This is a genomic window from Dyadobacter sp. LHD-138, assembly GCF_030929615.1.
GTDB lineage: Bacteria > Bacteroidota > Bacteroidia > Cytophagales > Spirosomataceae > Dyadobacter.
Genome location: NZ_JAVFVU010000053.1, coordinates 1 through 21,901 on the forward strand (window position 1 = coordinate 1; position 21,901 = coordinate 21,901).

18 protein-coding genes, 2 tRNA genes and 3 pseudogenes are annotated in these 21,901 nt (G+C 41.1%); 18 read left to right on the top strand and 5 right to left on the bottom strand.

Annotated elements, in window-relative coordinates:
* Window positions 1–493: pseudogene (locus RB622_RS27375) on the top strand (hypothetical protein); the annotation flags it as partial.
* 62 nt (window positions 494–555) lie between these two features.
* Here RB622_RS27375 and RB622_RS27380 read toward each other — a convergent pair.
* The 4 genes from RB622_RS27380 to ubiE form a co-directional block, all read right to left on the bottom strand.
* Window positions 556–630, bottom strand: a tRNA-Val gene (locus RB622_RS27380).
* 83 nt (window positions 631–713) lie between these two features.
* A tRNA-Val gene (locus RB622_RS27385) sits at window positions 714–788 on the bottom strand.
* A gap of 120 nt (window positions 789–908) precedes the next feature.
* On the bottom strand, window positions 909–1,637 hold the full coding sequence (locus tag RB622_RS27390; RefSeq protein WP_308049992.1) for a porin family protein: 729 nt from the start codon (window positions 1,635–1,637) through the stop codon (window positions 909–911).
* Entirely contained in the window at window positions 1,586–2,308 is a 723-nt protein-coding gene (gene ubiE, locus RB622_RS27395) for a bifunctional demethylmenaquinone methyltransferase/2-methoxy-6-polyprenyl-1,4-benzoquinol methylase UbiE (RefSeq protein WP_308049993.1), read from the bottom strand. Before ubiE ends, RB622_RS27390 begins: the two co-directional genes overlap by 52 nt.
* Before the next feature lie 167 nt (window positions 2,309–2,475).
* Between ubiE and RB622_RS27400 the strand changes: the two genes are divergently transcribed.
* The 14 genes and pseudogenes from RB622_RS27400 to RB622_RS27460 all read left to right on the top strand — a co-directional run bounded on the left by RB622_RS27400 (window position 2,476) and on the right by RB622_RS27460 (window position 17,820).
* On the top strand, window positions 2,476–3,279 hold the full coding sequence (locus tag RB622_RS27400; protein ID WP_308049994.1) for a hypothetical protein: 804 nt from the start codon (window positions 2,476–2,478) through the stop codon (window positions 3,277–3,279).
* Window positions 3,280–3,333: 54 nt separating this feature from the next.
* A complete protein-coding gene (locus RB622_RS27405) occupies window positions 3,334–3,909 on the top strand; it encodes a hypothetical protein (protein WP_308049995.1) in 576 nt (191 codons plus the stop codon).
* Window positions 3,910–4,261: 352 nt separating this feature from the next.
* Window positions 4,262–5,824: a 7TM diverse intracellular signaling domain-containing protein gene (locus RB622_RS27410; RefSeq protein ID WP_308050027.1), complete on the top strand. Its 1,563-nt coding sequence runs from the start codon at window positions 4,262–4,264 to the stop codon at window positions 5,822–5,824.
* A gap of 371 nt (window positions 5,825–6,195) precedes the next feature.
* The gene (locus RB622_RS27415) at window positions 6,196–6,738 is read left to right on the top strand and encodes a DUF6252 family protein (protein WP_308049996.1); all 543 of its coding nucleotides are present in this window, start codon (window positions 6,196–6,198) and stop codon (window positions 6,736–6,738) included.
* A 632-nt stretch (window positions 6,739–7,370) separates the two neighbouring features.
* The gene (locus RB622_RS27420) at window positions 7,371–7,919 is read left to right on the top strand and encodes a DUF6252 family protein (protein ID WP_308049997.1); all 549 of its coding nucleotides are present in this window, start codon (window positions 7,371–7,373) and stop codon (window positions 7,917–7,919) included.
* A gap of 625 nt (window positions 7,920–8,544) precedes the next feature.
* Window positions 8,545–9,096: a DUF6252 family protein gene (locus tag RB622_RS27425; protein WP_308049998.1), complete on the top strand. Its 552-nt coding sequence runs from the start codon at window positions 8,545–8,547 to the stop codon at window positions 9,094–9,096.
* Window positions 9,097–9,931: 835 nt separating this feature from the next.
* Window positions 9,932–11,578: pseudogene (locus tag RB622_RS30420) on the top strand (RICIN domain-containing protein); the annotation flags it as partial.
* Window positions 11,579–11,607: 29 nt separating this feature from the next.
* Window positions 11,608–11,739, top strand: a pseudogene (locus RB622_RS30425) (RICIN domain-containing protein); the annotation flags it as partial.
* Window positions 11,740–13,452, top strand: a complete 1,713-nt coding sequence (locus RB622_RS27435; RefSeq protein ID WP_308050000.1) for a hypothetical protein — start codon at window positions 11,740–11,742, stop codon at window positions 13,450–13,452.
* A gap of 380 nt (window positions 13,453–13,832) precedes the next feature.
* Window positions 13,833–15,077 (top strand): site-specific integrase, encoded by a 1,245-nt coding sequence (locus tag RB622_RS27440; protein WP_308050001.1) that lies wholly within the window; start codon window positions 13,833–13,835, stop codon window positions 15,075–15,077.
* 351 nt (window positions 15,078–15,428) lie between these two features.
* The gene (locus tag RB622_RS27445; RefSeq protein WP_308050002.1) at window positions 15,429–16,043 is read left to right on the top strand and encodes a hypothetical protein; all 615 of its coding nucleotides are present in this window, start codon (window positions 15,429–15,431) and stop codon (window positions 16,041–16,043) included.
* 51 nt (window positions 16,044–16,094) lie between these two features.
* Entirely contained in the window at window positions 16,095–17,138 is a 1,044-nt protein-coding gene (locus RB622_RS27450) for a hypothetical protein (protein WP_308050003.1), read from the top strand.
* Window positions 17,139–17,287: 149 nt separating this feature from the next.
* On the top strand, window positions 17,288–17,557 hold the full coding sequence (locus RB622_RS27455; protein ID WP_308050004.1) for a helix-turn-helix domain-containing protein: 270 nt from the start codon (window positions 17,288–17,290) through the stop codon (window positions 17,555–17,557).
* Window positions 17,558–17,559: 2 nt separating this feature from the next.
* Window positions 17,560–17,820 carry a hypothetical protein gene (locus tag RB622_RS27460; protein WP_308050005.1) on the top strand — a complete coding sequence of 87 codons (261 nt, stop codon included), beginning with the start codon at window positions 17,560–17,562 and terminating at the stop codon, window positions 17,818–17,820.
* 1 nt (window position 17,821) lies between these two features.
* Here the strand turns inward: RB622_RS27460 and RB622_RS27465 are convergent, their stop codons facing one another.
* Complete coding sequence (locus tag RB622_RS27465; RefSeq protein ID WP_308050006.1) at window positions 17,822–18,496, bottom strand: hypothetical protein; 675 nt, start codon at window positions 18,494–18,496, stop codon at window positions 17,822–17,824.
* A gap of 91 nt (window positions 18,497–18,587) precedes the next feature.
* Here RB622_RS27465 and RB622_RS27470 point away from each other — a divergent pair, with 91 nt between their 5' ends.
* The 3 genes from RB622_RS27470 (at window position 18,588) to RB622_RS27480 (ending at window position 21,789) form a co-directional block, all read left to right on the top strand.
* Window positions 18,588–19,331: a hypothetical protein gene (locus tag RB622_RS27470; protein ID WP_308050008.1), complete on the top strand. Its 744-nt coding sequence runs from the start codon at window positions 18,588–18,590 to the stop codon at window positions 19,329–19,331.
* Between the two features lie 129 nt (window positions 19,332–19,460).
* Window positions 19,461–20,972 (top strand): TraM recognition domain-containing protein, encoded by a 1,512-nt coding sequence (locus tag RB622_RS27475; protein ID WP_308050009.1) that lies wholly within the window; start codon window positions 19,461–19,463, stop codon window positions 20,970–20,972.
* A 37-nt stretch (window positions 20,973–21,009) separates the two neighbouring features.
* Complete coding sequence (locus RB622_RS27480; RefSeq protein ID WP_308050010.1) at window positions 21,010–21,789, top strand: hypothetical protein; 780 nt, start codon at window positions 21,010–21,012, stop codon at window positions 21,787–21,789.
* Window positions 21,790–21,901: the final 112 nt, after the last annotated feature.

A 21,901-nucleotide genomic window follows, 5' to 3' on the forward strand; every position in this document is an offset into this window, starting at 1 on the left:
TAAAAGCGTTCCGTTCCACCTCACGGGGTGTCAGGGATATTTCATTCTTCCTTTTCAGACTATCCAAACTCTACGCATGAAGTCCCGATTCAATTCCCCCCAAGAATTTGGCTTGATCCGTGTTTTTGAGGAAACCGGCATAAGACCGGACATCGTTTTCAGCGGTCATGTGCACAATTATCAAAGATTCAGCAAACGTTATGCTGACGGGAAAGTAATACCCTATATCGTGGCTGGCGCAGGTGGCTATGACGAACTCCATCCGGTGGCTTTCACAAATGACGAGCGTTTCTCCACCGACAGCGCCTTAATGGACGGAATCAATATGGAAAGTTTTTGTGATAACAAACATGGGTTCTTGAAAATAGCCATTGAAAAGGCCAGCAAAGGACTAAACTTAACCGGCGAATATTATACCATCCCACACGATAAGAATCCGGATAGTAATACGGAAGCAACTTTGGCAGACCGGTTTACGCTGGCAATAAGTTAAGATTGATCGCTACAAAACAGCCTAAAGCAAAAAAAGCGAGTTATTGCTAACTCGCTTTACTGTGGGCCCTGCTGGATTCGAACCAGCGACCCCCTGCTTGTAAGGCAGGTGCTCTGAACCAACTGAGCTAAGAGCCCCTTTCGGGGATTTCAAAAAACGACTTTCTTTTTTCTGACTTTTAGAAAAAAAATAAAACGAGCTATTACTACTCGTTTTATTGTGGGCCCTGCTGGATTCGAACCAGCGACCCCCTGCTTGTAAGGCAGGTGCTCTGAACCAACTGAGCTAAGAGCCCCTCTTGTCGTCATTCGGGAGTGCAAATATGCACGACTGATTTTTTTTATCCAAATTATCCGGTCAAAAAATCTTACTTTTTTTCTGGTATTTTTTAATCAACTGATAATCAGAGCCAAGTTTACTCGAAATTCAGATACAAAGTTACCGTATGTGAGGTCAATCTGCTTATACCCGAGCTTGGTGCTCCCTGAAATACGTTTTTCAACCCGTGAGAAAATCTTAATTCAGGAGAAAATTTGAAAAATTCAAAGAATCTTTCATACCCCACGCCATAATCCAGCGTAAAATCTGATGTTTGCGTATCCAGTCTGCCATTGCTTCCTGTTCCGCCACGGCTCCTTTTTACGTTCGTTTCAATACCCATTGTCACACCGGCAATCATATACATCCTGGTATTGACCCGTCTTTTCGACTTGTATTTTACCAGTAATGGAATTTCCAGCCAGGTCGACTCCCTTTTATCCGTTTTATCGACGCTATTGGGATAACTGTATTTTACCTCGCGTTCATAAAGCGAAACCGACGGTGTTGTTCTGATATCGAATCGTTCGTTTAGATAGGCATTGATAATAAAACCCATCCGGAAAGCACCTTTCAGCGGCGACTGGATCAGATAAGCGGTATCACTGGCAAAGGCCTCGCTGCGCCTGATATTGTATTTGGCAAGCGGCATAGCAAACAAAATCCCATAATGGATCGGCTTATCGTCATAATATTCCAGATGGCGGCGTACATAACCCTGCCCCTGCGCTTTAACTTCCTGCGAAATCACACACAGAAACAAGATGCCAATAATTATTTTTGCCCTGTGTAAATGGAGCAAATCCCGAAGGTTAATGGTATGCATTTCGTATTTTTAAAACCTGCTTTTTTATAAATTTCAAGAAAAGCCTCCCCGTCCGGAAATGCCTGAACGGATTCAGGAAGGTAGGTGTAGGCAGCACTGTCCTTTGAGACGGTCCTACCGATCAATGGTAATATGTATTTGAAATAAAAATTATATAACTGCTTAAACGGGAATGAGCGGGGTTTTGAAAATTCTACCACCACACAGGTGCCGCCCGGCTTCATCACGCGGTTCATTTCAGTAAGGCCCACCAGCAAATTCTGAAAATTCCGTACTCCAAACGAAACGATAATAGCATCAAAATAATTGTCTGTAAAAACCAAACTTTCCGAGTCTCCGCTTTGCAGCGTAATGATATCCTGTTTGCCAAGTTTGGCAATTTTCTCCCGGCCCACGGCCAGCATTCCTTCCGAAATATCAACACCGATTATTTTTTCAGGTTTCAGGGAAAGCGCCTCAATAGCAAAATCCCCCGTCCCCGTGGCAATGTCCAAAATAACTTTTGGCTGCTGTTTCCGAAGCAACTTTATGGCGCGTTTCCGCCAGTAAATATCGACACCACCGCTTAAAACGTGATTCAATAAATCATATTTCGGCGAAATATTGTCGAACATTTCCGCCACCTGTTCCCGCTTGCTGCCGTCTTTATCTTTATAGGGTACTACACTCATTTTCGATTAGCATAAAATTAGAAGTACAAAACTAACAGATATTTATTGGTTATCGTTTTGACACATTTATGCAAAGTTTGCATAAACCACTGAGTTTTAAGTGAAGTACACTTGTAAAAAGGAAGATAGTTTTAAATTTGTTTTAATAACACACACACTTTTTGATTATGATTCGCAAATTTTTACAATTATTTGCCATAATTACACTATGCATTCCGGCACGGGCGCAACGCCGGACCAGCTGGAGTGATGCCTACAACAGGTACAAAAACGGCAATCAGTCGTCCAAAATCATATCCCCCTATGCCATATCTGTTCGTGGCGGTCTGACACAGTTTTACGGAGAATTACGAAAACAGGATATGCGCGGCATGCTGGGCATTAGCCTGAACAGAGCCTTCAATAAGTCGGTTTCGCTTGGTTTTGAATATTCCACAGGCAAACTTGGCGGCGAAGAAATTTCATTTTTCAATTCTTATTTCATCAACGAATACAATGCCGTCGAACTTCTTGCCAAGTGGAATTTAACTCAGCAGCTTGTTCAAAACAATGATAACGATCTTGATCTGAGTATTTATGGAGGTTTAGGATTAATGATGTTCAGTGCTAACGCCTACGACATTGCATCGAATAGCCTGCTTAGATTTACCAACAGCGCCACCAGTGCCCGAAATCAACTTTTTCTTCGCTGGGGCAATCCGCGTGGAAAGCCCGGAATCAGAAAAACCAATGAGCGGGTTATTCCACTTGGGATAGCAGCCAACTATAACCTGTTTGAAAAACTGATCTTCGGCGTCGACTACCGCTTTTATTTCGCCAGAAGTGATAAGGTTGATGCGACATCCGGCATGAGACTGATAAACCCGGAAGAAGCCGACACGTACAGTAAAACGCCGAATGATAAGTTCAGTTTTTTGTCGTTTTCTGTCATTTACAAATTCAGGAAATATCCGGGAAGCAGGAAACGGTAAGAATATTTATCTTGTTCATCCATTACAACCGTAAACACGTTTAAATTTTATCCCTTGGCGCCAATCACTTACAGTCTTTACCCGACACTGCTCAATCTTTTTGACCGTTATCAGAAAGGATATCTCGACAAGCAGGAATTACTGAACCGGGTCAACCGTGTTCCCGTACCGCAGACAGAGGCGCAGGCAAAAGGTTCTTCTTTTGAAGAGGCCGTGATAAAAGGGGTCAATGAAGATGATTTTGACGCAGAAATCCTGAACAAGGTGCGCGCACTTTTACCGCGACCGATGGTAAAAACCCAGGTTTATTGCGAACATCAGCTGGATAATGTTTTGTTGTATGGATATGTCGACGTCATAGGAAAAACCTTGGCTGTGGACATCAAAACGACTCATAGCTACCAGGAAGGGCAATTTGCACATAGTCACCAGAATTTCTATTTACCCGCTTTACGTGCAAAAGGCATCAGAACCTTGCGCTATGTGATCACCGATTTTCAGGATGTATATCAGGAAAATTACGATCAGACAGTTGATTTCTCCGTACAGGAAGTTCAGATTAAGCTCTTTTGTGATTTTTTGGAAGCGCATCGGGGAGAGATAACGGATCGGAAGATTTTTCGGAAGTGATAAAAGTTTAATTTCGCGCCGATATTGCGCGTTGGTATCTCATAAATCTGATTTGATCCCATGTTTGCGGTATTTAAAATCAAAATAACACCGATGTATCACCCATAAGGTGCTTGAACCCAAGAATAAATTTACTGTATAAACCCATTTACTCCCTTTCTTTAACTTCCACCTTTGTTGTTTCGCGTGTAGAGATGTTTTTGATTTTATTTATTACAAATTGTATTACACACACTTTTTATAATTAATCAAATTGGAAGTAGGATTACTTTTCTTGCTGCAAAGTTTTTTCTTCCCTGGCGAGTTTTTGACCGAGAAACAGCGCATAGTTACGTATAAGGATAGCAAAGAAATGTTGGAAATAGGCTCATTCGCAAGCTATTTCATAGATACAACCAAGAAATTATCTTGCTATCAAATACGAGAGCTTTCCGATGCACAATTTCGGCCAATAAAGGGCAGGATGATCAATCTCGGATTCTCAACAAACCCGGTTTGGTTGAAATTCAGAATCAGAAATCTTACCAATGAGCCTTTGTATTTGTACATGGAAGCGCAGGAAATTGATTTTGTCGAAATTCTTGTCGTGGGAATAGATTCTTCTTTTCGCGTGGAAACGGGCGCACTAAGGTCGTATGGAAGCCGTGAATTCAATATTAACAGCATTGTTACACCCTTAGGCAATAGACCTCAGCAACTTTACATATCTGTTCAAGATATTAACAGACTCGTGTTCCCACTCAAACTTTGTGCTGTTGGTCCTTTGGTAGACAAAGTTTATCATGAAAGCTTGGTTAATGCGCTTGTTGCCGGCATAATGGTTTTAGTCATATTGTTTAGCTTCTTTATGTATCTCAATCTTCGGGATATTATTTATCTGATTTATGCGGTTCATGTATTCTTTTCGATCCTGACCATGCTGGTGTTTGAAGGATACTTATTTGAGATGTTGTGGAGAGATATGCCTTACCTCAATAATAGTATTAATTCAAATCTGGTGCGTTGGTTCACCTTGTTGAGTAGTATGGCATTTTCAGTGTGTTTTCTCCAGTTAAAATTGGTTTTACCCCGCATTGTACAAGCCTATATCGTATTGGCCATTTTGGCTTTTATGACAATTCCGGTGCGGGTTTTGGGGTTCACAAAGGCTGAGATGTGGTTTAATATGATCGTTATGACTGTTTTCTTATCCTATTTTTTCACCGGACTTTGGTTGTATCGACAGGGCTTCAAGCCAGCAAGATTCTACCTGCTAGGTTGGGGTATCTATATCATTGAAATTGTTTTGTTGATGCTTACTTCTTTTGATGTTTTATCATTTGGGCATCTTTATACCTATTACGGTTATCAGATCGGTTCGGTTTTTCAGGCTATGTTTTTGACGCTTGCCTTGAGTGACCGGATACAGGTATTACGGAGACAGGCAATAGAAGCACAATATCTGGCCCTTCATTACATGGAAAGGAATCAACAGATGTCTGAAGAACAAAATCAGCTAGTCGGGCGAAGACTCCGCCTTTTGGCTGGTACCAAAAACCATAAATTAGAACGCTTTCATCAGTCGGCAAGTACAGAACGTCAGCGAACGGTACGGATTTCGATTGCTACCATCGAAGGTGTTATACTTTGCGCCATTCCCGATATTGTGCGGGTGGAAGCGCAGGGAAGCTATACATATGTCTGGCTTAATAACGGGCAAAAAATACTGGCCTCGCGAACACTGTCTACTTTTGAAAAACAATTACGGGATTACAGTGAATTTGTAAAAATCCATAAATCCCATTTCGTCAATATGGATTATGTAAGCAAATATCAAAAAGGAGACGGGGGCAGGCTGACATTAAAAGACGGTACGGAACTTGGCGTTTCAAGAACAGCCAAAGCGGCTTTACTTAGGCAGTTGGGGTTATACTGATTTATTGGCTTTAATTTTTCAAACGTAGTACTTTTGTTAAGACGGTAAACGGATTGGCATTGAATTGTCTTTTTTGCGTTTAAAACAAAAAGTGTATGCCCATATTTCCACGGTGTTCACAAACTCATCTCTGAATTTTGTTGTGCCAAACGGGTAGTACGGCAAATCAAAACCGTTACAGAATGGATGCCTATTGCAAGGTAGCCCTATCTGCTATACATTTATAGCACATCACGAAATATCCCAGCCAAATCAATCATGGGTTTAATCAACTTTTCTCTATTTAACTTAAACCATAAACAATATGAAAATAGCACAAAAACGAACTCATATGGAAGAATGAGCATCGAATGTCTTAACACATAAATCCAATGAAACCAAAAAATGTAATAGCAGTCAATGCAATGATCATGTTGATTTTTTGGGCCTGTGACAAAGGACCGGAACTTACGCCCATTACCCAGGAAGGGAAGAACACTTTTTCCTGTAAAGTGAATGGAAAGGTGTGGATACCGGATGGGAGGGGAAGTATTTTTGTAATCATTAAGGCAATTAACGGGGGGTTTCTCAGGAATTCATTGACGGATTCAGTGAATGTGAGTATTATAACCTACATGAGTACCGGAGAAGAAATTGATATTTATCTGCGATCTTTTGAGGTAGGGGTTCACCAACTTAATAAATCCACTAAAAAGAGAGGAGAGGCTTTTAATCCCCAAAGCTATGGCTGGTATCATTCAGCTGATAACAAGAATTATATGACCTCTAAGGCATCAACAGGTCAGATAGTCCTCGTCAAGGCGGACACCATTTCGGGTATTATAGCGGGTACCTTTGCGTTTACCGCGACGGCTCCTACCGGCGAAGTTATAAAAGTAACGGAGGGGCGGTTTGATATTAAATCTCCACAATAATTTCATCCACTTCTAACCAACTACAATCATGAGAAATTTTTTCTGCCTATTCATAGGCCTGGCATTGCCATACCCCATTTTTAGGACTGTGGCGCAACAAATCAACCCTTTAAACCTGCCACAATATGAAGACCTTCTGTTCGCGATTTGGAAGATTAATTTTTAACTAAAGTGAACCTGTAAAACTAAACTTTGCAGTTAATACGGCCTGGCACTTTTACTTGGAAGGAAAATTGTGTGCGTTTCAAAGAGCAACTTTTGGAAAAGACTCCCCGCCCAGAGCAGGTTCCGGAATACGCATCGGCATAACGTATATGTATATAAGGTAGAATTTTTTCTAGCATTTACAGGCCCATTGCTTTGATATAGAAACCAGACAAATAGAATAAATACCAAAAGCTAATTTATGATTGATTATCAATGATTTAGCATCAAAAATAGCGGTGTAGTTTCACAGAATTAAATTTTATTTTCATGTCTATTTTTATTAATTTAAAGGGTAAATAATGAGAATTTTAAAGCGCTATCATTTCCTGTATTCCTGTTGATGATATACTTAAACATAAAGATCATAGAACCCCCTCGGCACAGTTGTCTTTATTTCTTAAGTTTCACTTAAACCAACAAGACTTATGAAGCCAAACATCAACCTATATGCCAGCATGTTGACCGTGCTGCTGCTCTTTTGGGCCTGCGACAAAGGACCGGAACTTACGCCCATTACCCAGGAAGGGAAGAACACCTTTTCCTGTAAGGTGAATGGAAAGGTGTGGATACCCGATGGGAGGGGAAGTATTTTTGTGATCATTCCTCCTATTGATGGGGGATTTTTTAAAAACTCCTTCACAGATTCTATAGAAATCTGGATTCAAGCCAATGCAGATAACGGAGAGGAAATGCACATATTCTTAAGTTCCTTGGATCTAGGTAAAAGAACTCTGGACGCAAAAACTCACCCAGTCGGAGAATCTTTCACTCCTGCTAACTATGGGCTGTTTAGAGATTCCAAAAGAACTCAGTTTATCACTTCTGAATCAAGTAAAGGCATGGTTCTGCTGGAAATTGCGGATACGACTTCTGGCATTATAGCCGGTACCTTTGAATTTACCGCTTCGGACCCCAAGGGTAATCTCGTAAAAATCACCGAGGGACGTTTTGATATTAATAGCAAAACACTTTAACGTACTCTAATTAACAGAAATCATGAGAATTTTTTTCTGCCTATTCATAGGCCTGGCATTGCCATGCCCCATTTTTAGGACTGTGGCGCAGCAAGCCACCCCTTTAAACCTGCCCCAATATGAGGACCATCTGTCAGCGATTTGGAAGATTAATTTTTAACTAAGGTGAACCTGTAAAACTAAACTTTGCAGTTAATACGGCCTGGCACTTTTACTTGGAAGGAAAATTGTGTGCGTTTCAAAGAGCAACTTTTGGAAAAGACTCCCCGCCCAGAGCAGGTTCCGGAATACGCATCGGCATAACGTATATGTATATAAGGTAGAATTTTTTCTAGCATTTACAGGCCCATTGTTTTGATATACAAACCAAGCAAATAGAATAAATACTAAAGGCTAATTTTCGATTGATTATCAATGACATAGCACCAAAAATGGCGGTGTAGTTTCACAGAATTGAATTTTATTTTCATGTTTATTTTTATTAATTTAAGGGTAAATAAGGAGAATTTTAAAGCACTATCATTTCCTGTATTCCTGTTGATGATATACTTAAACATAAAGATCATGGAGCCCCCTCAGCACAGTTGTCTTTATTTCTTAAGTTTCACTTAAACCAACAAGACTTATGAAGCCAAACATCAACCTATATGCCAGCATGTTGACCGTGCTGCTGCTCTTTGGGGCCTGTGACAAAGGACCGGAACTTACGCCCGCTACCCAGGATGGTAAAAATACCTTTTCCTGTAAGGTGAATGGGAAGGTGTGGATACCAAAAGGATCATCGAGTCTGGGAGGAACGATTAAACCTATCTATGGTGGATTTCTGTGGAATGTCGTTACTGATTCCGTAGATATAAGCATTGGAGCTTATTTAACTAATAGCTATGACGATCAACTGGATTTGTATTTGAAATCCTTCAAACTGGGAGTTCACAGATTGAATCAAAAAACGCTATCAGAAGGAGCGACTCTAAATCCTAAAAATTATGGTTTGTTTAGAGCAGCTAACGGGAGGTCATATATAACTTCTGAAATAAACACGGGCTGGATTAATCTTACAAAAGCGGACACTATTTCGGGTATCATAGCCGGCACGTTTGAGTTTACAGCAGCTTCTGGTTCCGGTGAAATTGTAAAAATAACCGAGGGCCGGTTTGATATTAAATCTCCACAATAACTTCATCAACTAAATAACCAAAATCATGAGAAATTTTTTCTGCCTATTTATAGGCGCGGCATTGCTATGCCCGATTTTTAGGACTGTGGCGCAACAAATCACCCCTTTAAACCTGCCACAACATGAAGACCATCTGTCAGCGGCAGATTATGCCTTTGGTAACTTGAACAAATCATATGTGACAACCGGTATATTGTATGACCGCGCGTTTAAAAATGCACATCTGGAAACATTTTCAGCCACAGAGCCTTCCAATTCGGGGCATTGGCTCAATGCTTATTATGAGCTCTACCAGGGAGCTTACAACAAGAACAATAAATTAACATTTAACCAGATGCGGGATATGGTTTATCGGAGCATACAAGAGTCGAACACCATCCCGATTGGTGTTATGCTGGCCAATTTCAATGTGCTCAATTATGATGCCCTGGATGTGGCAGCAAACAAGATGTACGAACTCAAACCCGGGTTTAGCGCCGCACAGACGTTCTTACAAAAAGAAAACGTAGTAGCTGCTTTCCTTGTCTCCTCGATTCCCAAGGGAACTTCTTCCTTCGGCTTTCCTAAGTGGGCAACATTCAGCTGTCGTAATGAATACGTAACCAGTGTACGCGTGAACTTTGGCGAGGGAAACCCCGAACGGACCTTTTACCCTGACGGGTTGTCGCAATCTGCTACATTCAATACGGAAGGAGAAAAAACCGTGTTGTTCACGATCAACCTCAACAACGGCACCCAGAAAACAGGTAGAGCAACCATCACCGTGACCGCCGAGCCGCAAGGGGGCAGTTCGGTGGCTCGTACTTTAAGTTACCCAAGTATCGACGATATTTCGATGATCGACTCAACGGACATTTGGGCCGCGATTCCGTTTCAGGGTTATGACGAGTCTACAGCGTCTCCCGGTTACGGGCAGTACCTTACCTATTATGCGGAGGGAAGGAGCCAGCTCCGAAAACCTATCATTATTATTGATGGATTCGATCCTGCCGAGGAGCGTAATGCACATAACATCTATCATAGAAGGTTACTTTACAACCTAACGCCAACTTTGGAATCAAAACTGGGTAACGAATTACGTAGAAACACTCCCGGCAACGGTTACGATGTAATCATATTGAACCTGCCTAAATATGAATATACTGCTGGTACAGAACTGATTTGTCCATTTTGGAGCCAATTATTCGGTGGGACTGTGAGCGGGGGCTGTTATTACGAGGATGTAAAAAAATACCGCACCGGGGGCGGGGATTATATAGAACGAAACGCGTTCGTTCTGGTGGCTTTGATCAATCGGGTCAACGCACAGTTGCAGGCCAACGGCAGCGCTGAAAAAATTGCGGTGATCGGTCCCAGTATGGGAGGTCTCATATCGCGATACGCCCTCCGCTACATGGAACAAAATGCGCTGAATGCTAATTGTAAACTCTGGGTTTCATTTGACAGCCCGCACCATGGAGCCAATGTTACTTTAGGGTTGCAATTCTGGCTGAAAATAATGGAAAAAATTTCGCCCGAGGCGGGAGTAGCTCTGCATGAACAATTAGAATCCCCCGCTGCGAAGCAAATGGCCATACAGCATCATCTCGGAAAGAGTGCAGGCGGAAAAGTATACGGAGCTCCGGGTTTCAGGGACAGGTTTGCACAAACCATGAACAGTATGGGATTTCCACAGTCCACCTGTATGCGTAAGGTGGCACTTAACAATGGAAGCAAGGTAGGTACTTTCCAAAATTACAATAAGTGTGCGCAATCGATGAAAGTGAGCGGAGAACTAAAGCCGCTTGTTTATCCGCTTACCTGCTGGGCATTACTTCCCGGTCTCTTTTGGTTAACCAAGAAAGTTTGTGATTACCCCATCATGGAAGCCATTGCCTATACGGCTCCTGCGTATGATGAAGCTTGTTTTATCGCCAAGTTAAAATTAGCGGGTCATTACGACGATGGTTACGTTATCGCCGGTAACGGCCAGCCCAGTATGGACCTTCTTCCGGGCGCCTATCAAAATCTTTTTCTCAAGGTGACTCAAAAGGCGGCCAAAGAAAAATGGGTATACCAAACGACCCCTGAAATTAATTTCACAAACGTTTCTTTTATCCCTTCCGTAAGCGCGTTCGCGTTAAAAAACTTAAACCGTGACTGGGGTGCTTCACTTAATGGAATTAACGTTCCGGTGGATACGCCATTTGACGCTATCTATGCCCCGGACTTAAACGAAGAGCACACAGCGGTCACTAAATCCGGGGTAGACTTCATCCGTACCCAACTCGCCATCGCCGACCAGAGCTGTGCGCCCGTTAACTACCTGCCCCTCTCAAACGGTTGTTATACGATCAAAGCCAAACACTCCGGCAAATTGATGCAACCTGAAAATGCGAACAATGGGGCTAGGATCAGGCAGTATGGGGGCAATGGGCAAAGCAATCAGATCTTTCGGCTGGAAAGCGTGAGTGCTGATGCGTACAGGATTATTTCGCAAAGTACAAGCAAAGTACAAGCAAAGTATGGGAATTGGCCGGTGGTAATACTACTTCCGGCACACCAATACAACAAGCTGACTGGAGTGGAATTTACTATCAAAAATGGGCCTTACGATCTGTCGTTGACGGATCCTATACCATTGGTGTATCCAGTAAGTTTGGCGTGGGCCTGGCTGATGTCGAAGGAGTAAGCGGCAATGATGGAGCTGGTTTACATTTTTGGGGCGAGACCAATGGAGATAACCAAAGGTTTTATTTTAATTCCGTGAGCTGTGGCAGTACGCAAGCGAATTGTGATTTCAATATTGCAGCCAACAATTCAAATAGTAATCCGCCTCCGGGCCAGGGTTTACAACTCACATACGGTTGCTCCGGAAATGACTGTGCTGGTGTTTCCTACACTTGGAGCGGAAATGGTGTCAGCGGGAACTCATCTCCACTCAATATCAACGCGCCAGGTTCAACGGGCACTTACACGTACACAGTCACAGGAAGCAAAAGCGGGTGCAGTAATAAAACGGCAACGACCAGCGTAACAGTATCCGGAGGTGGGGGAGGCGGTAGTTTCAGCCAATGCCTGGAAGCGGAATCTAATTCGGGAAATGGAGCAATCACTTCTGACCCTAATGCATCCAATGGGCAAACCCGGGGGGAAGAAAATAATAACAATCATTATGTAGACTACGCGGTTAATGGCGTACCTTCAGCAGGAACATACACCGTTGCACTTCGTTACTATGCATCTTCGGGGCCTTCGGTGAATGTTCAAGTCAATGGCGGTTCGACTCAAACGGTAAATCTCCCCGGAACAGGATCATGGAATATTGTGTGGACTGATCAGACGTTCACTGTCAACCTTAACCCCGGTTCCAATACGATTCGTATTCAGGGTACTGGTAGTGGTAGTTGTCGGCAGGACAGGATTTGTATTACAGGTGGCGGTGGTGGTGGATGTGCAACTCCGAATCCCCCGCAGTTGTCAGCAAATCCATCATCAATTAATTCGGGAAGTTCAACCACGCTTGCAGCCATCAACTGCCAAGGCGTAATTAACTGGTCAAACAATTTTGGTTCATCTGTCTTTGTATCCGTTTCTCCAGCATCCACAACCACCTATACGGCTACTTGCACAGTAAATGGTTGTACCAGCAGTTCGGCCAGTGTGACTGTAACAGTAAACGGAACAACACCGTCTAATTTCAGCCAATGCATTGAGTCTGAGTCATCCGGAGGTAATGGTGCCATAACCGGTGATCCTAATGCATCCAATGGACAAACCAGAGGAGAAGAAAACAATTACAACCATTATGTAGACTATGTAGTAACCGGTGTTCCTTCGGCAGGGACCTATTATGTGAAGCTCCGTTATTATTCGTCGTCTAGTCCTGTTGTAAGTGTTCAAGTAAACGGTGGTAGTGCACAGACTGTCAACTTGTCAAATGGACATTCATGGAACATCGTGACTATGGAAAAGGTTTTTAGTGTAAACCTAAATGCCGGCAGCAATACCATCCGTATTCAGGGAACTGGCGGTGGCAGCTGTCGGCAGGACAAAATTTGTGTTAACAGTAATGCCAATGCCCGTCTTGGTGAGGATGAATTTATTGTATCGAAACAAACAGAATTAGATAAGCTGGCTATTTCACCGAATCCTAGTTCCGGAAACTTTGAGGTTTTATTTTATCTGGAGAAGCATAGAGATGCCGCACTTTCGGTCGTTGATGTGAAGGGTAATATTTACTTCAAAAAGCCTCTAACGGGACAAGGATATCAAAGGGAGAGAATAACATTACCTCCAAACGTCTCTGGTACATTTCTGGTCGTACTGGATAGGCGAAATGGAATTGAAAGTAAAAAGGCAATTGTTATCAAATAACCTTTTGATGGCTGAGAAAATTCATTGATTTTACCGCTGAGAACCGAAATAAGTTGTCAGCGGTAAAACTAACGAATTTGAAATAATGATAAATACTCCCAAATTTTTGACTTGATCCCCAATTTTTTGAACCGGCATTTGCGTTAATTTCTCGCAATAAAGCAAAAAACCACTTCTATTGCTAGAAGTGGCGGTTTGTGGTGATGGACGGAATCGAACCGCCGACACAAGGATTTTCAGTCCTTGAATTTTTGGCCTCATATGATTTGATATGTATTTATATTACTGATTTTTAGTATATTAGCTATTGAATTCAAACATAAGAATTCACAAAAAACCGGCAGTTGTTGTACCTATGTTGTACCCAAAAATGTGAAGCTATGTCATCGGTTAAAATAGTACTACGTCAAAAGCCAAATAAAGAAGGTAAGCTACCCCTGGCTTTAAGAATAACAAGCAATCGAAAAACGTCTTACATTCACTTTAACCAGTATCTCGATGAAAATGATTGGGATGATCTAAAACAACGTGTAAAAAAATCTCATCCAAATTCTGTTCGCCTGAATCACTATATTTTAAAGCAACTTTCAGAGGCCAATGATAAAAAACTGGAAGAAGAGACCAATAAAAGAAGCGTCTCCGTCCAAGCGATCAAACAAAAGATCAAACCTTCTACGGGTGCAACATTTAACGCACAGTCCGCTTTATATCTTCAACGGTTAAAAGAGGCGGGTAAATATAATCAATACACAGCGGATAAACCACGTGTTAAGCATTTCAAAGAATTTATAAAACATGATATCGCCTTTTCTGACATCACAGTTTCGATTTTGGAACAGTTTCAAGCGTATGTAAAAAATACGCTGAACCTTTCTCAGCGTTCTGCGGTAAATCATATTGTTGTTATGCGTTCGGTGTATAGCCACGCCATCAAAGAGGGGGCAGCAGATGCCAAGCACTATCCCTTTGGCAAAGGAAAAATGAAAATAAAATTTCCAGAGTCGAGCAAGGTTGGGCTAAATATGGAAGAGATTTCCAGGTTGGAAACATTAAAATTAGAAGGGCAGCACAATCATGTCCGCAACCTTTGGCTTATATCCTATTATTTTGCCGGGATGCGTGTTAGCGACGTTCTTCGATTGCGATGGAATAATTTTCAAAATGGTCGCCTACATTATGAAATGGGTAAGAATGACAAATCTGGATCTCTAAAAATCCCCGACAAAGCATTAAAAATACTGGAAGAATATCGGCCTTTGCAAGAAATAACTAATGATCTTGTTTTCCCAGAACTGAAAGACGCCGATTTTTCAAATGCTTTCATTCTGCAAAGAACCATTGCATTCAAAACAAGTGCTATCGACAAGTGCCTGAAAGAGCATGTGGCAAAACCTGCGGGGATCTCCAAAAAATTGACCATGCACTTAGCCCGGCACTCATTTGCGCAAGAAGCAACCGATATTCCTATCCAAATCCTTCAAAAACTCTACCGTCACAGCAGCATTATTACAACGATGGGGTATCAATCAAATTTCTCAACACAGCAAGCTGACGATGCTCTGGATAAAATACTTAATAAAAACACTCCCAAAATGAATGCACGTAAAAGAAAAAAGACAATCTAAAATATTAAGGCTTAAAATCCTGTGAGCCGAAACGCTCGTACGGGTTCGTATCTCGCACTGATTTTCAATAGGTTATACAATCAAATATATAACCTCTTTTTCATTGGTACAACATAAATATAACGCACTGTGTTAGCCCACAATATTTGGTTCTGATCCAGTAAGTTCTCAAATTTTCCATGGTAACGAGCACAATGCCTTGATGTTTACTATATTATTCATAATAATTATAAATAAGTAAGAGACCTCTAAATAAAGCAATTATACTACAAAATATTAAAAATTTTACTTGTAATTTATAGGCAGAAATTGCTGATCCTTTCATTTGACAGAATGCTAAATTTTTGTATTATGGACAAACCTGAAAATTATAGTTCACAAACGTTAATCAAAATTTGCCCGCCGGAGAATCTCTTGAAATGGAGTAAAAAAGGCCAACAATACAGTGCGGCTGTTCAGTCTTTGTTGACTGAAAAGACTTTCACTGTGTTTCCAAATATTGGCGAAGAACAAGCCGCCATTGTCATGTCCTATCTGTTTGACAATTGTAAAAGGTCTATGCGCATCCTCTCACATTCATTTAGTGGGGCATTTTCCGACCGCTCTCTGTATATTACTTCACTACAAAATTTTCTAGCAAAAGATGAAACGGAAATTTATTTATTGCTAGAAGAGAATTCCCGTGAGAAATCTGTGGCATTTCAAATCATTCAAGATTTTGTTTCGAATCACCCGAAACGCGGTGGCATAAAAGTTTTGAATGATGTAGCCATTGCTGCAACAATCAAAAATTTCAAAAACAATCAACTGTCCATGTTTGCGGTAGGCGACGCTGATATGTATCGTTTTGAAACTGACAATGTCACACGAGAATCATTCAGCAGTTTTGATCATGAAAAGGTCGGGAGTCAGCTCGTAAAAATTTTTACAGATGGTTACAATCTTTCTGATAATTACTTACCTTAACTAGATTGATCGTGTAAATTTTAATTAATAATCCTCCTTAACTTCTCGAAATTGAACACTTACGAAATTCCGTCATTCAATTCAATTTTTGAATTGATGGCAGTTTATAACTTTGGCTATGTAGGTCTGGATCAAATCACAGTTCATACTAATAAGATTTTCGACTCTTTTAGAAAAGCATTAATTACAGAAGAGGAATTAGCGTCTTACGAACTTGTTCTAGCTAGATCAATTCCTAAGAATGGAAACCAAAATTCAGCAACCGAATTTGCTAAAATCAGCACAGCTTATAATGTTGCGACTAGGGAAACTGCCAAATTAAAAGCATATGGCACTGTCGAGTTTGGAAAAAAGTTCATTTCACTTTACTCTTATTTTGGAATTTATTGCTTCTTGGTGCTATTCGTCGGAGGTATTATGCAGACACAAGAAACTGCGGCGGACAAACTCTACTTTTTCTTGGATGTTTATAACGCCTTTTTGGTTATCCCATACATTTTACTTTATCTACGAGAAAATATTAAGACCCCTCCAACAGCGTTTGCTTTGATATTTTTATTCCATTTTGTTGTAACAGCTGTATATATAGCAACTCATGATCCTAGCTATGGCATCTTTAATATTTTAAAATTTCAGGAATCGTGGAACAAAGTTCTCGAACTTCAACTAATTCAACTTGTCTTTTGGAGCCTTCTTCTATTTGTAATTGTATTCATTGCATTTGTAGAAGCTTACCGCCTCATACATATACATTACAAGGAACAAGCCAGAGAGGTTATTAATGCATCAATTTTGATACTATTAAAGGTTATGAGTTGTCTAATCATTATCTTTATGTACTCAAAATGGGTTGAAGTGATAATTGGAATGAATGACATAGGCCGAACTCACACTTCAGTTGCCACAATTGTGATCTGCTTTTCTCCGATATTCATTATCATTGGGCGTATATTCTTAGGAGTTATAAGATCAAGTCATCTTGTACTAAAGCACAAACCGCTACTAGATCAATATTGGCGAGAAACAATGGAAAATCAGTTTATCCCCCCCTTGACCAGTCCATTATTTGAATCGGCCGAAAAACGATTAAATTAATATAGTTGTGAATGCGAAATGAAGGAAATTAGCATAAGTTCTCAAGATTATGTCCAATGCTTTAACAAGGATGTAGACATGCCATTCTTAGGACTAGCGCTTTTTTAAATGGATTAATATGTTCAATCGATTAACTATTGTCTGGTTTTATGCAAGTTATCTGTCTCGAAGAAGTTGCATTCTATGCTCTGGTTGAGCAAGTGGTCACAAGGCTGAAAGAAAACCAGTCCGAGATCAAAGATAAATGGCTATCAGATCAAGAAGCCATGCAGCTGCTGAATATCAAATCCAAAACAACCCTTCAAAAACTTCGGGATGAAGGTAAAATCCGCTATTCTCAACCACAGAAGAAAATCATTCTCTATGACAGGGATTCCATCGAAGCCTATTTGAATAAAAACGCCCGTAACACCTTTTAGCTATGGAAGAACACGACACTGTTGATCCACATTATCAAAAGGGATTCAACGACGGTTACATTTTTGCTAAATATCTGCCTGAACTCTCGGAGCAGCTTTCTAAAACAGAAGCTAAATCCCCTCGTATGGAAGGGTTTCAGGATGGTCGGAAGGAATACATTTCCGAAAAAGCCAGAGAAAAATTTCCCGACTGGTTAAAAAAAGATAGAAGCGCACCGGTCAGAACGGAGCCTACCAAAGATAAAGGGTTGGACAGAGAATGATTTATCTATCTTCTTTGCTCGCCTGTTTTGTAGGTGCAGGGCTTGGCTCCTTCTCTTTTGATGTTATATCCTTTGCATTTTCCATCGATTTTGTAAAACTGAGCGTGCGATTGTAACGCTCGGAAGCCGACGGCTGAACGGCTGGCTCTTGTGGCTTATCTACGGAAGGCTTCTGTTCAACAGGATTTATTTCTTTTTCCTGCTTTTCATTTTTAAGCAGCATGTCACTGTAATTTTGAGACATTGATAAATCTTTGTTCTCGTTTTTGAGCTCTTTCAGTTCTTCTTTGTCCATATTCCGGAAGGGATTTCGGTCTACATCATCCCGGACAGCCTCTTTAATGCTTTTCTGATCCTGTGAATCAAGTTCTTTTATTTCAACTTTCGTTCGGTTATCCAATTGCTGATAGATTTCTTCCCTCTTATTTTCTAAATATTCACGGCTCGTTCCTTGTACAAATCGACTTTGCGTAAATCCAGGTGGATTATGCGCTAATACAGGTTGGGATGTTTGAGCTACCAATTGTTGTTGATCCAATTTGTCGATCTGTTCATTCAGCTTCCAGATATCATCCCGATATGGTTTGACAATATCTCTGATGTATTCGTAGCCTTCGGGATATGCGACCTCGTCAATTTTATCTTTATCGGCCTTATCATCTTGCTCCTTCGCCATATCAATTCGTATTAATATATTGACACAGAATATTATTATGCTAATATATGCACAAAGCTGGACATTCAAAAATGGGTGAAAGGAACTGGTTATGAGCACAGATAAAATCAATTCTCCTCACAACACAGAAGAAGATAATGATCCTATATATTGGGAGGATCTCACTGGTGAACCTCGTAAACCCCATCACCCTACTCTACCTACCGATACACCTGAATATGCCGGGCTAGCGAATACGCTATCATGGAGCGACATAGCGCCGCCGATAGCAGAATTACCTCAATATAAAAGTCGGGCTTTGCGCGTTATTAAAACACGCTTAGGTTACCTCCCCAGTCAAAATATCACCCTTCCTTACGATCCATTTTTAAGAGCTATTTTATCTGAATTCGATCATGGTCGTATTGATAAATTCAAATACGACGAAGAAGCCAATATCCTTGTGACGCAAATCCGCAACAAAGACATGCTCCCATTTGATTCCCTGGATTTCACAGACGAACAATATGCGGACTACAACGCACGGAGCAAGACATTTTCTGGCCTCTTTGCGCGAAAAAGAATTATCAATTTATTATGCATGGCTCCCGAGCTAAAATATTCTTTGACCGCTGAAATATTGATGCAAAAAGTAATCGATGAAGATGGTGTTATTTTCAATGAGCACGTAAATGAAATAGATATACGTGCCATGACGATTATCGGTTACCGTATGGCACTGCTCGATGAAGGCAAAAAAGCCGCCGACAACTCTCCGCTATGGTATTATGATTTCGCTGATAAGAATGGCTATTTTAATGGTCCTGAAAATTCTGCAAAAATCGACATGTATTAAGTACAGTCAGGGTCATATTTTATTCACGACCTTAAATAGAAATAAAATAATTTCTATTTAATCTTGTTTTTGTTATTTTAATTTCCCAGTTTTAAATATCCTCTATCAATCTTTAAACGTCTCAACTCTATGGCGTCTTTCGATTTAGACCAGCCTCTCATTGAGTTGGTCTCCCAAACTTCGCGTAATTACTGGACACTTCGTCACGCTTTTGAAGGCACACAAATTTTCGGCGGCATAGGATCAGGAAAAACATCAGGATCTGGCAGGATGATTTCTTTGAAATTTCTCAAAGCTGGTTTTGGCGGATTGATATTGACCGTCAAGCCAGATGAAAAAGACATGTGGCAGGAGTTTTGCCAAATCGCCGGGCGTAGTCAGGATTTAGCCATAATCGAACCGGGTGGTCGCCATACCTTCAATGTGCTTGATTATGAATCAAAATCCCATAACCAACAACACGCTATCACGGAAAACATTGTTGAGGTTCTAAAAACAGTGATCCGAGCCGGTGAAGAAAAAAGCTCCGGCAAGAACGATGACCCGTTTTGGGAAACCGCCCTGGATATGCTCATTTTCAATGTGATTGATTTATGTAAGTTAAGTAAGGGAAAACTCTCCATTTTGGATATGTACAATATCGTACAGACCATCCCTAAAAGTATGGATGAACTTCGTGCCGAAAACGTGGAAGTCAAAGCCTTCCAGATAGCATTTGAAACGGCGCGTCAAAATGTTACAGCACAGATCGATAAATGGTTTGCTTCATTGCCTCTTTCCATTCAAGAAAAGCTGCAAGAAAATGATGCGCTCTTTGAGGAACAATTGTTTGGTGCCATTCCAGATGCCAGGTTGCTTAAATTTCTGGATCAATTCTTCTTTGATAATTTTATTGGCTTGTCAGAAAAAACACGTTCCATTATCGATTTCACATTTTCTGGATTTTTGTTCCGGCTTTTACGCGAACCCGTTTATTCTCTGTTTTTTAAAAACGCATCAACAATCACACCCGAAGATTGTCTCAATGGAAAAATCATTCTGATCAATTTACCCGTTAAGCTCTATCATAAAGTCGGTCGTGACTGTCAGATCCTGTTTAAATATGTCTGGCAACGTGCCATGGAAAAGCGTAATGTCCATCATAATGGTCGTCCTGTATTTCTTTGGGCGGACGAAGCCCAAAACTTTATCCATGAACATGATCCCGATTTCCAGGCAACGGCAAGATCGAGCCGTGTTGCTACCGTTTATATATCTCAAAACCTACCCAACTATTATGCCTCCATGGGTGGGCAAAAGGCTGAGTACAAGGTCAAAAGTTTTATGGGAACATTGGCAACCAAGATCTTCCACGCCAATGCCGATATTGAAACCAATAAATATGCCTCCGATTTAATTGGTGAAGCATTCTTTGAAGACCGCTCAGATTCCTTGACCGTATCGAAAGATTTCTCCCGCACGCGCTCACGTTCTCTTTTAGTGGATAAACTCATGAGACCAGAAGAGTTCGTTAAGTTTAGAACCGGCGGCCCACTCAATAATTTCCGTGTTGAAGGTGTCCTACATAAACAAGGTGACATGGTTTTGAACGGACAGAATCACGTCAAGATGGTTTTCAATCAGCAATTTATTCCTTCCTAATCATAAATTCCAATGTTAAACCAATCCCCCTTCTATCATGAAAAAGAACCTGTATTACCGGACAATGTTCAGACGCCACAATGCAATCAAAGAATTCTTTCTAGCTTTCTTTTATGCAATCTGTTCCATTCCACGTTTATTACTGGAGGTTTTTATTAGAAAAAATCTCGGAGAAAGATATTTTTCTTTTTCCACAGCAATGGTCACTGCTTTTATACTGCTTAGTATCCCGTTTACGATTGGCGCTGTCCCCTCTTTGTTTAACCGTTATAGTGGTGCGGAGTTTGATATTCTTACTTTTCTGAAAAGATATTTGACATGGTATTTATGCCTGGCCGGGTTTGTTGCCAAGTGCTTTGACCGGCGGCATGAACTCAAACGCTTGCCTTCCGTTTTTGACTTTGCCCGGTTTAGTCTTTCCGCTGGAACCATACATCCTTCCTTTTATCAATTCCAGTTCAAAGGCCGCTCCTTCAACATCCGTGAGATTGAAACAATGCTTGAACCCGCATTCTTTTTTATAATTGGTTTTGCCTTGATCTTCATTGCGCAGCCTGTGGGTGTTCTAATTATGGTTTGTGCAATCTGTTACTCGTTAAGCTACGTTGCCACCTATCATAATGGCGACAATTTTATCATGGATAAGATCGATGAGATGATCCTCAATGAAGAGTCTGTGAACGCTTTTGTCGATGGTATGGATCCCGAGGATACCCGTGGTGTACGCTATTATGGAAGGACACCGGCCGATCCCGAAGTACGCCGTCAATTGGTCGATAGTATCATTGTCGATACGGATTTTGTGGAGGCGCGATAGTCCTAAGCTGTGTTAGGGAAGATGTCTGATGCTTTTTGTTTAATACTCACATACGTCTTTCCAAGCACTGCTCACTCTTAGGGTAAAGTTATACCCTTGTTAATTGTGCACC

Excerpts from the sequence above, each read along its gene's own strand:
- RB622_RS27390 (WP_308049992.1), bottom strand. The coding sequence starts at position 1,637 with ATGCATACCATTAACCTTCGGGATTTGCTCCATTTACACAGGGCAAAA.
- ubiE (WP_308049993.1), bottom strand. The coding sequence starts at position 2,308 with ATGAGTGTAGTACCCTATAAAGATAAAGACGGCAGCAAGCGGGAACAG.
- RB622_RS27400 (WP_308049994.1), top strand. The coding sequence starts at position 2,476 with ATGATTCGCAAATTTTTACAATTATTTGCCATAATTACACTATGCATT.
- RB622_RS27410 (WP_308050027.1), top strand. The coding sequence starts at position 4,262 with ATGTTGGAAATAGGCTCATTCGCAAGCTATTTCATAGATACAACCAAG.
- RB622_RS27415 (WP_308049996.1), top strand. The coding sequence starts at position 6,196 with ATGAAACCAAAAAATGTAATAGCAGTCAATGCAATGATCATGTTGATT.
- RB622_RS27420 (WP_308049997.1), top strand. The coding sequence starts at position 7,371 with ATGAAGCCAAACATCAACCTATATGCCAGCATGTTGACCGTGCTGCTG.
- RB622_RS27425 (WP_308049998.1), top strand. The coding sequence starts at position 8,545 with ATGAAGCCAAACATCAACCTATATGCCAGCATGTTGACCGTGCTGCTG.
- RB622_RS27440 (WP_308050001.1), top strand. The coding sequence starts at position 13,833 with ATGTCATCGGTTAAAATAGTACTACGTCAAAAGCCAAATAAAGAAGGT.
- RB622_RS27445 (WP_308050002.1), top strand. The coding sequence starts at position 15,429 with ATGGACAAACCTGAAAATTATAGTTCACAAACGTTAATCAAAATTTGC.
- RB622_RS27455 (WP_308050004.1), top strand. The coding sequence starts at position 17,288 with ATGCAAGTTATCTGTCTCGAAGAAGTTGCATTCTATGCTCTGGTTGAG.
- RB622_RS27460 (WP_308050005.1), top strand. The coding sequence starts at position 17,560 with ATGGAAGAACACGACACTGTTGATCCACATTATCAAAAGGGATTCAAC.
- RB622_RS27465 (WP_308050006.1), bottom strand. The coding sequence starts at position 18,496 with ATGGCGAAGGAGCAAGATGATAAGGCCGATAAAGATAAAATTGACGAG.
- RB622_RS27470 (WP_308050008.1), top strand. The coding sequence starts at position 18,588 with ATGAGCACAGATAAAATCAATTCTCCTCACAACACAGAAGAAGATAAT.
- RB622_RS27475 (WP_308050009.1), top strand. The coding sequence starts at position 19,461 with ATGGCGTCTTTCGATTTAGACCAGCCTCTCATTGAGTTGGTCTCCCAA.
- RB622_RS27480 (WP_308050010.1), top strand. The coding sequence starts at position 21,010 with ATGAAAAAGAACCTGTATTACCGGACAATGTTCAGACGCCACAATGCA.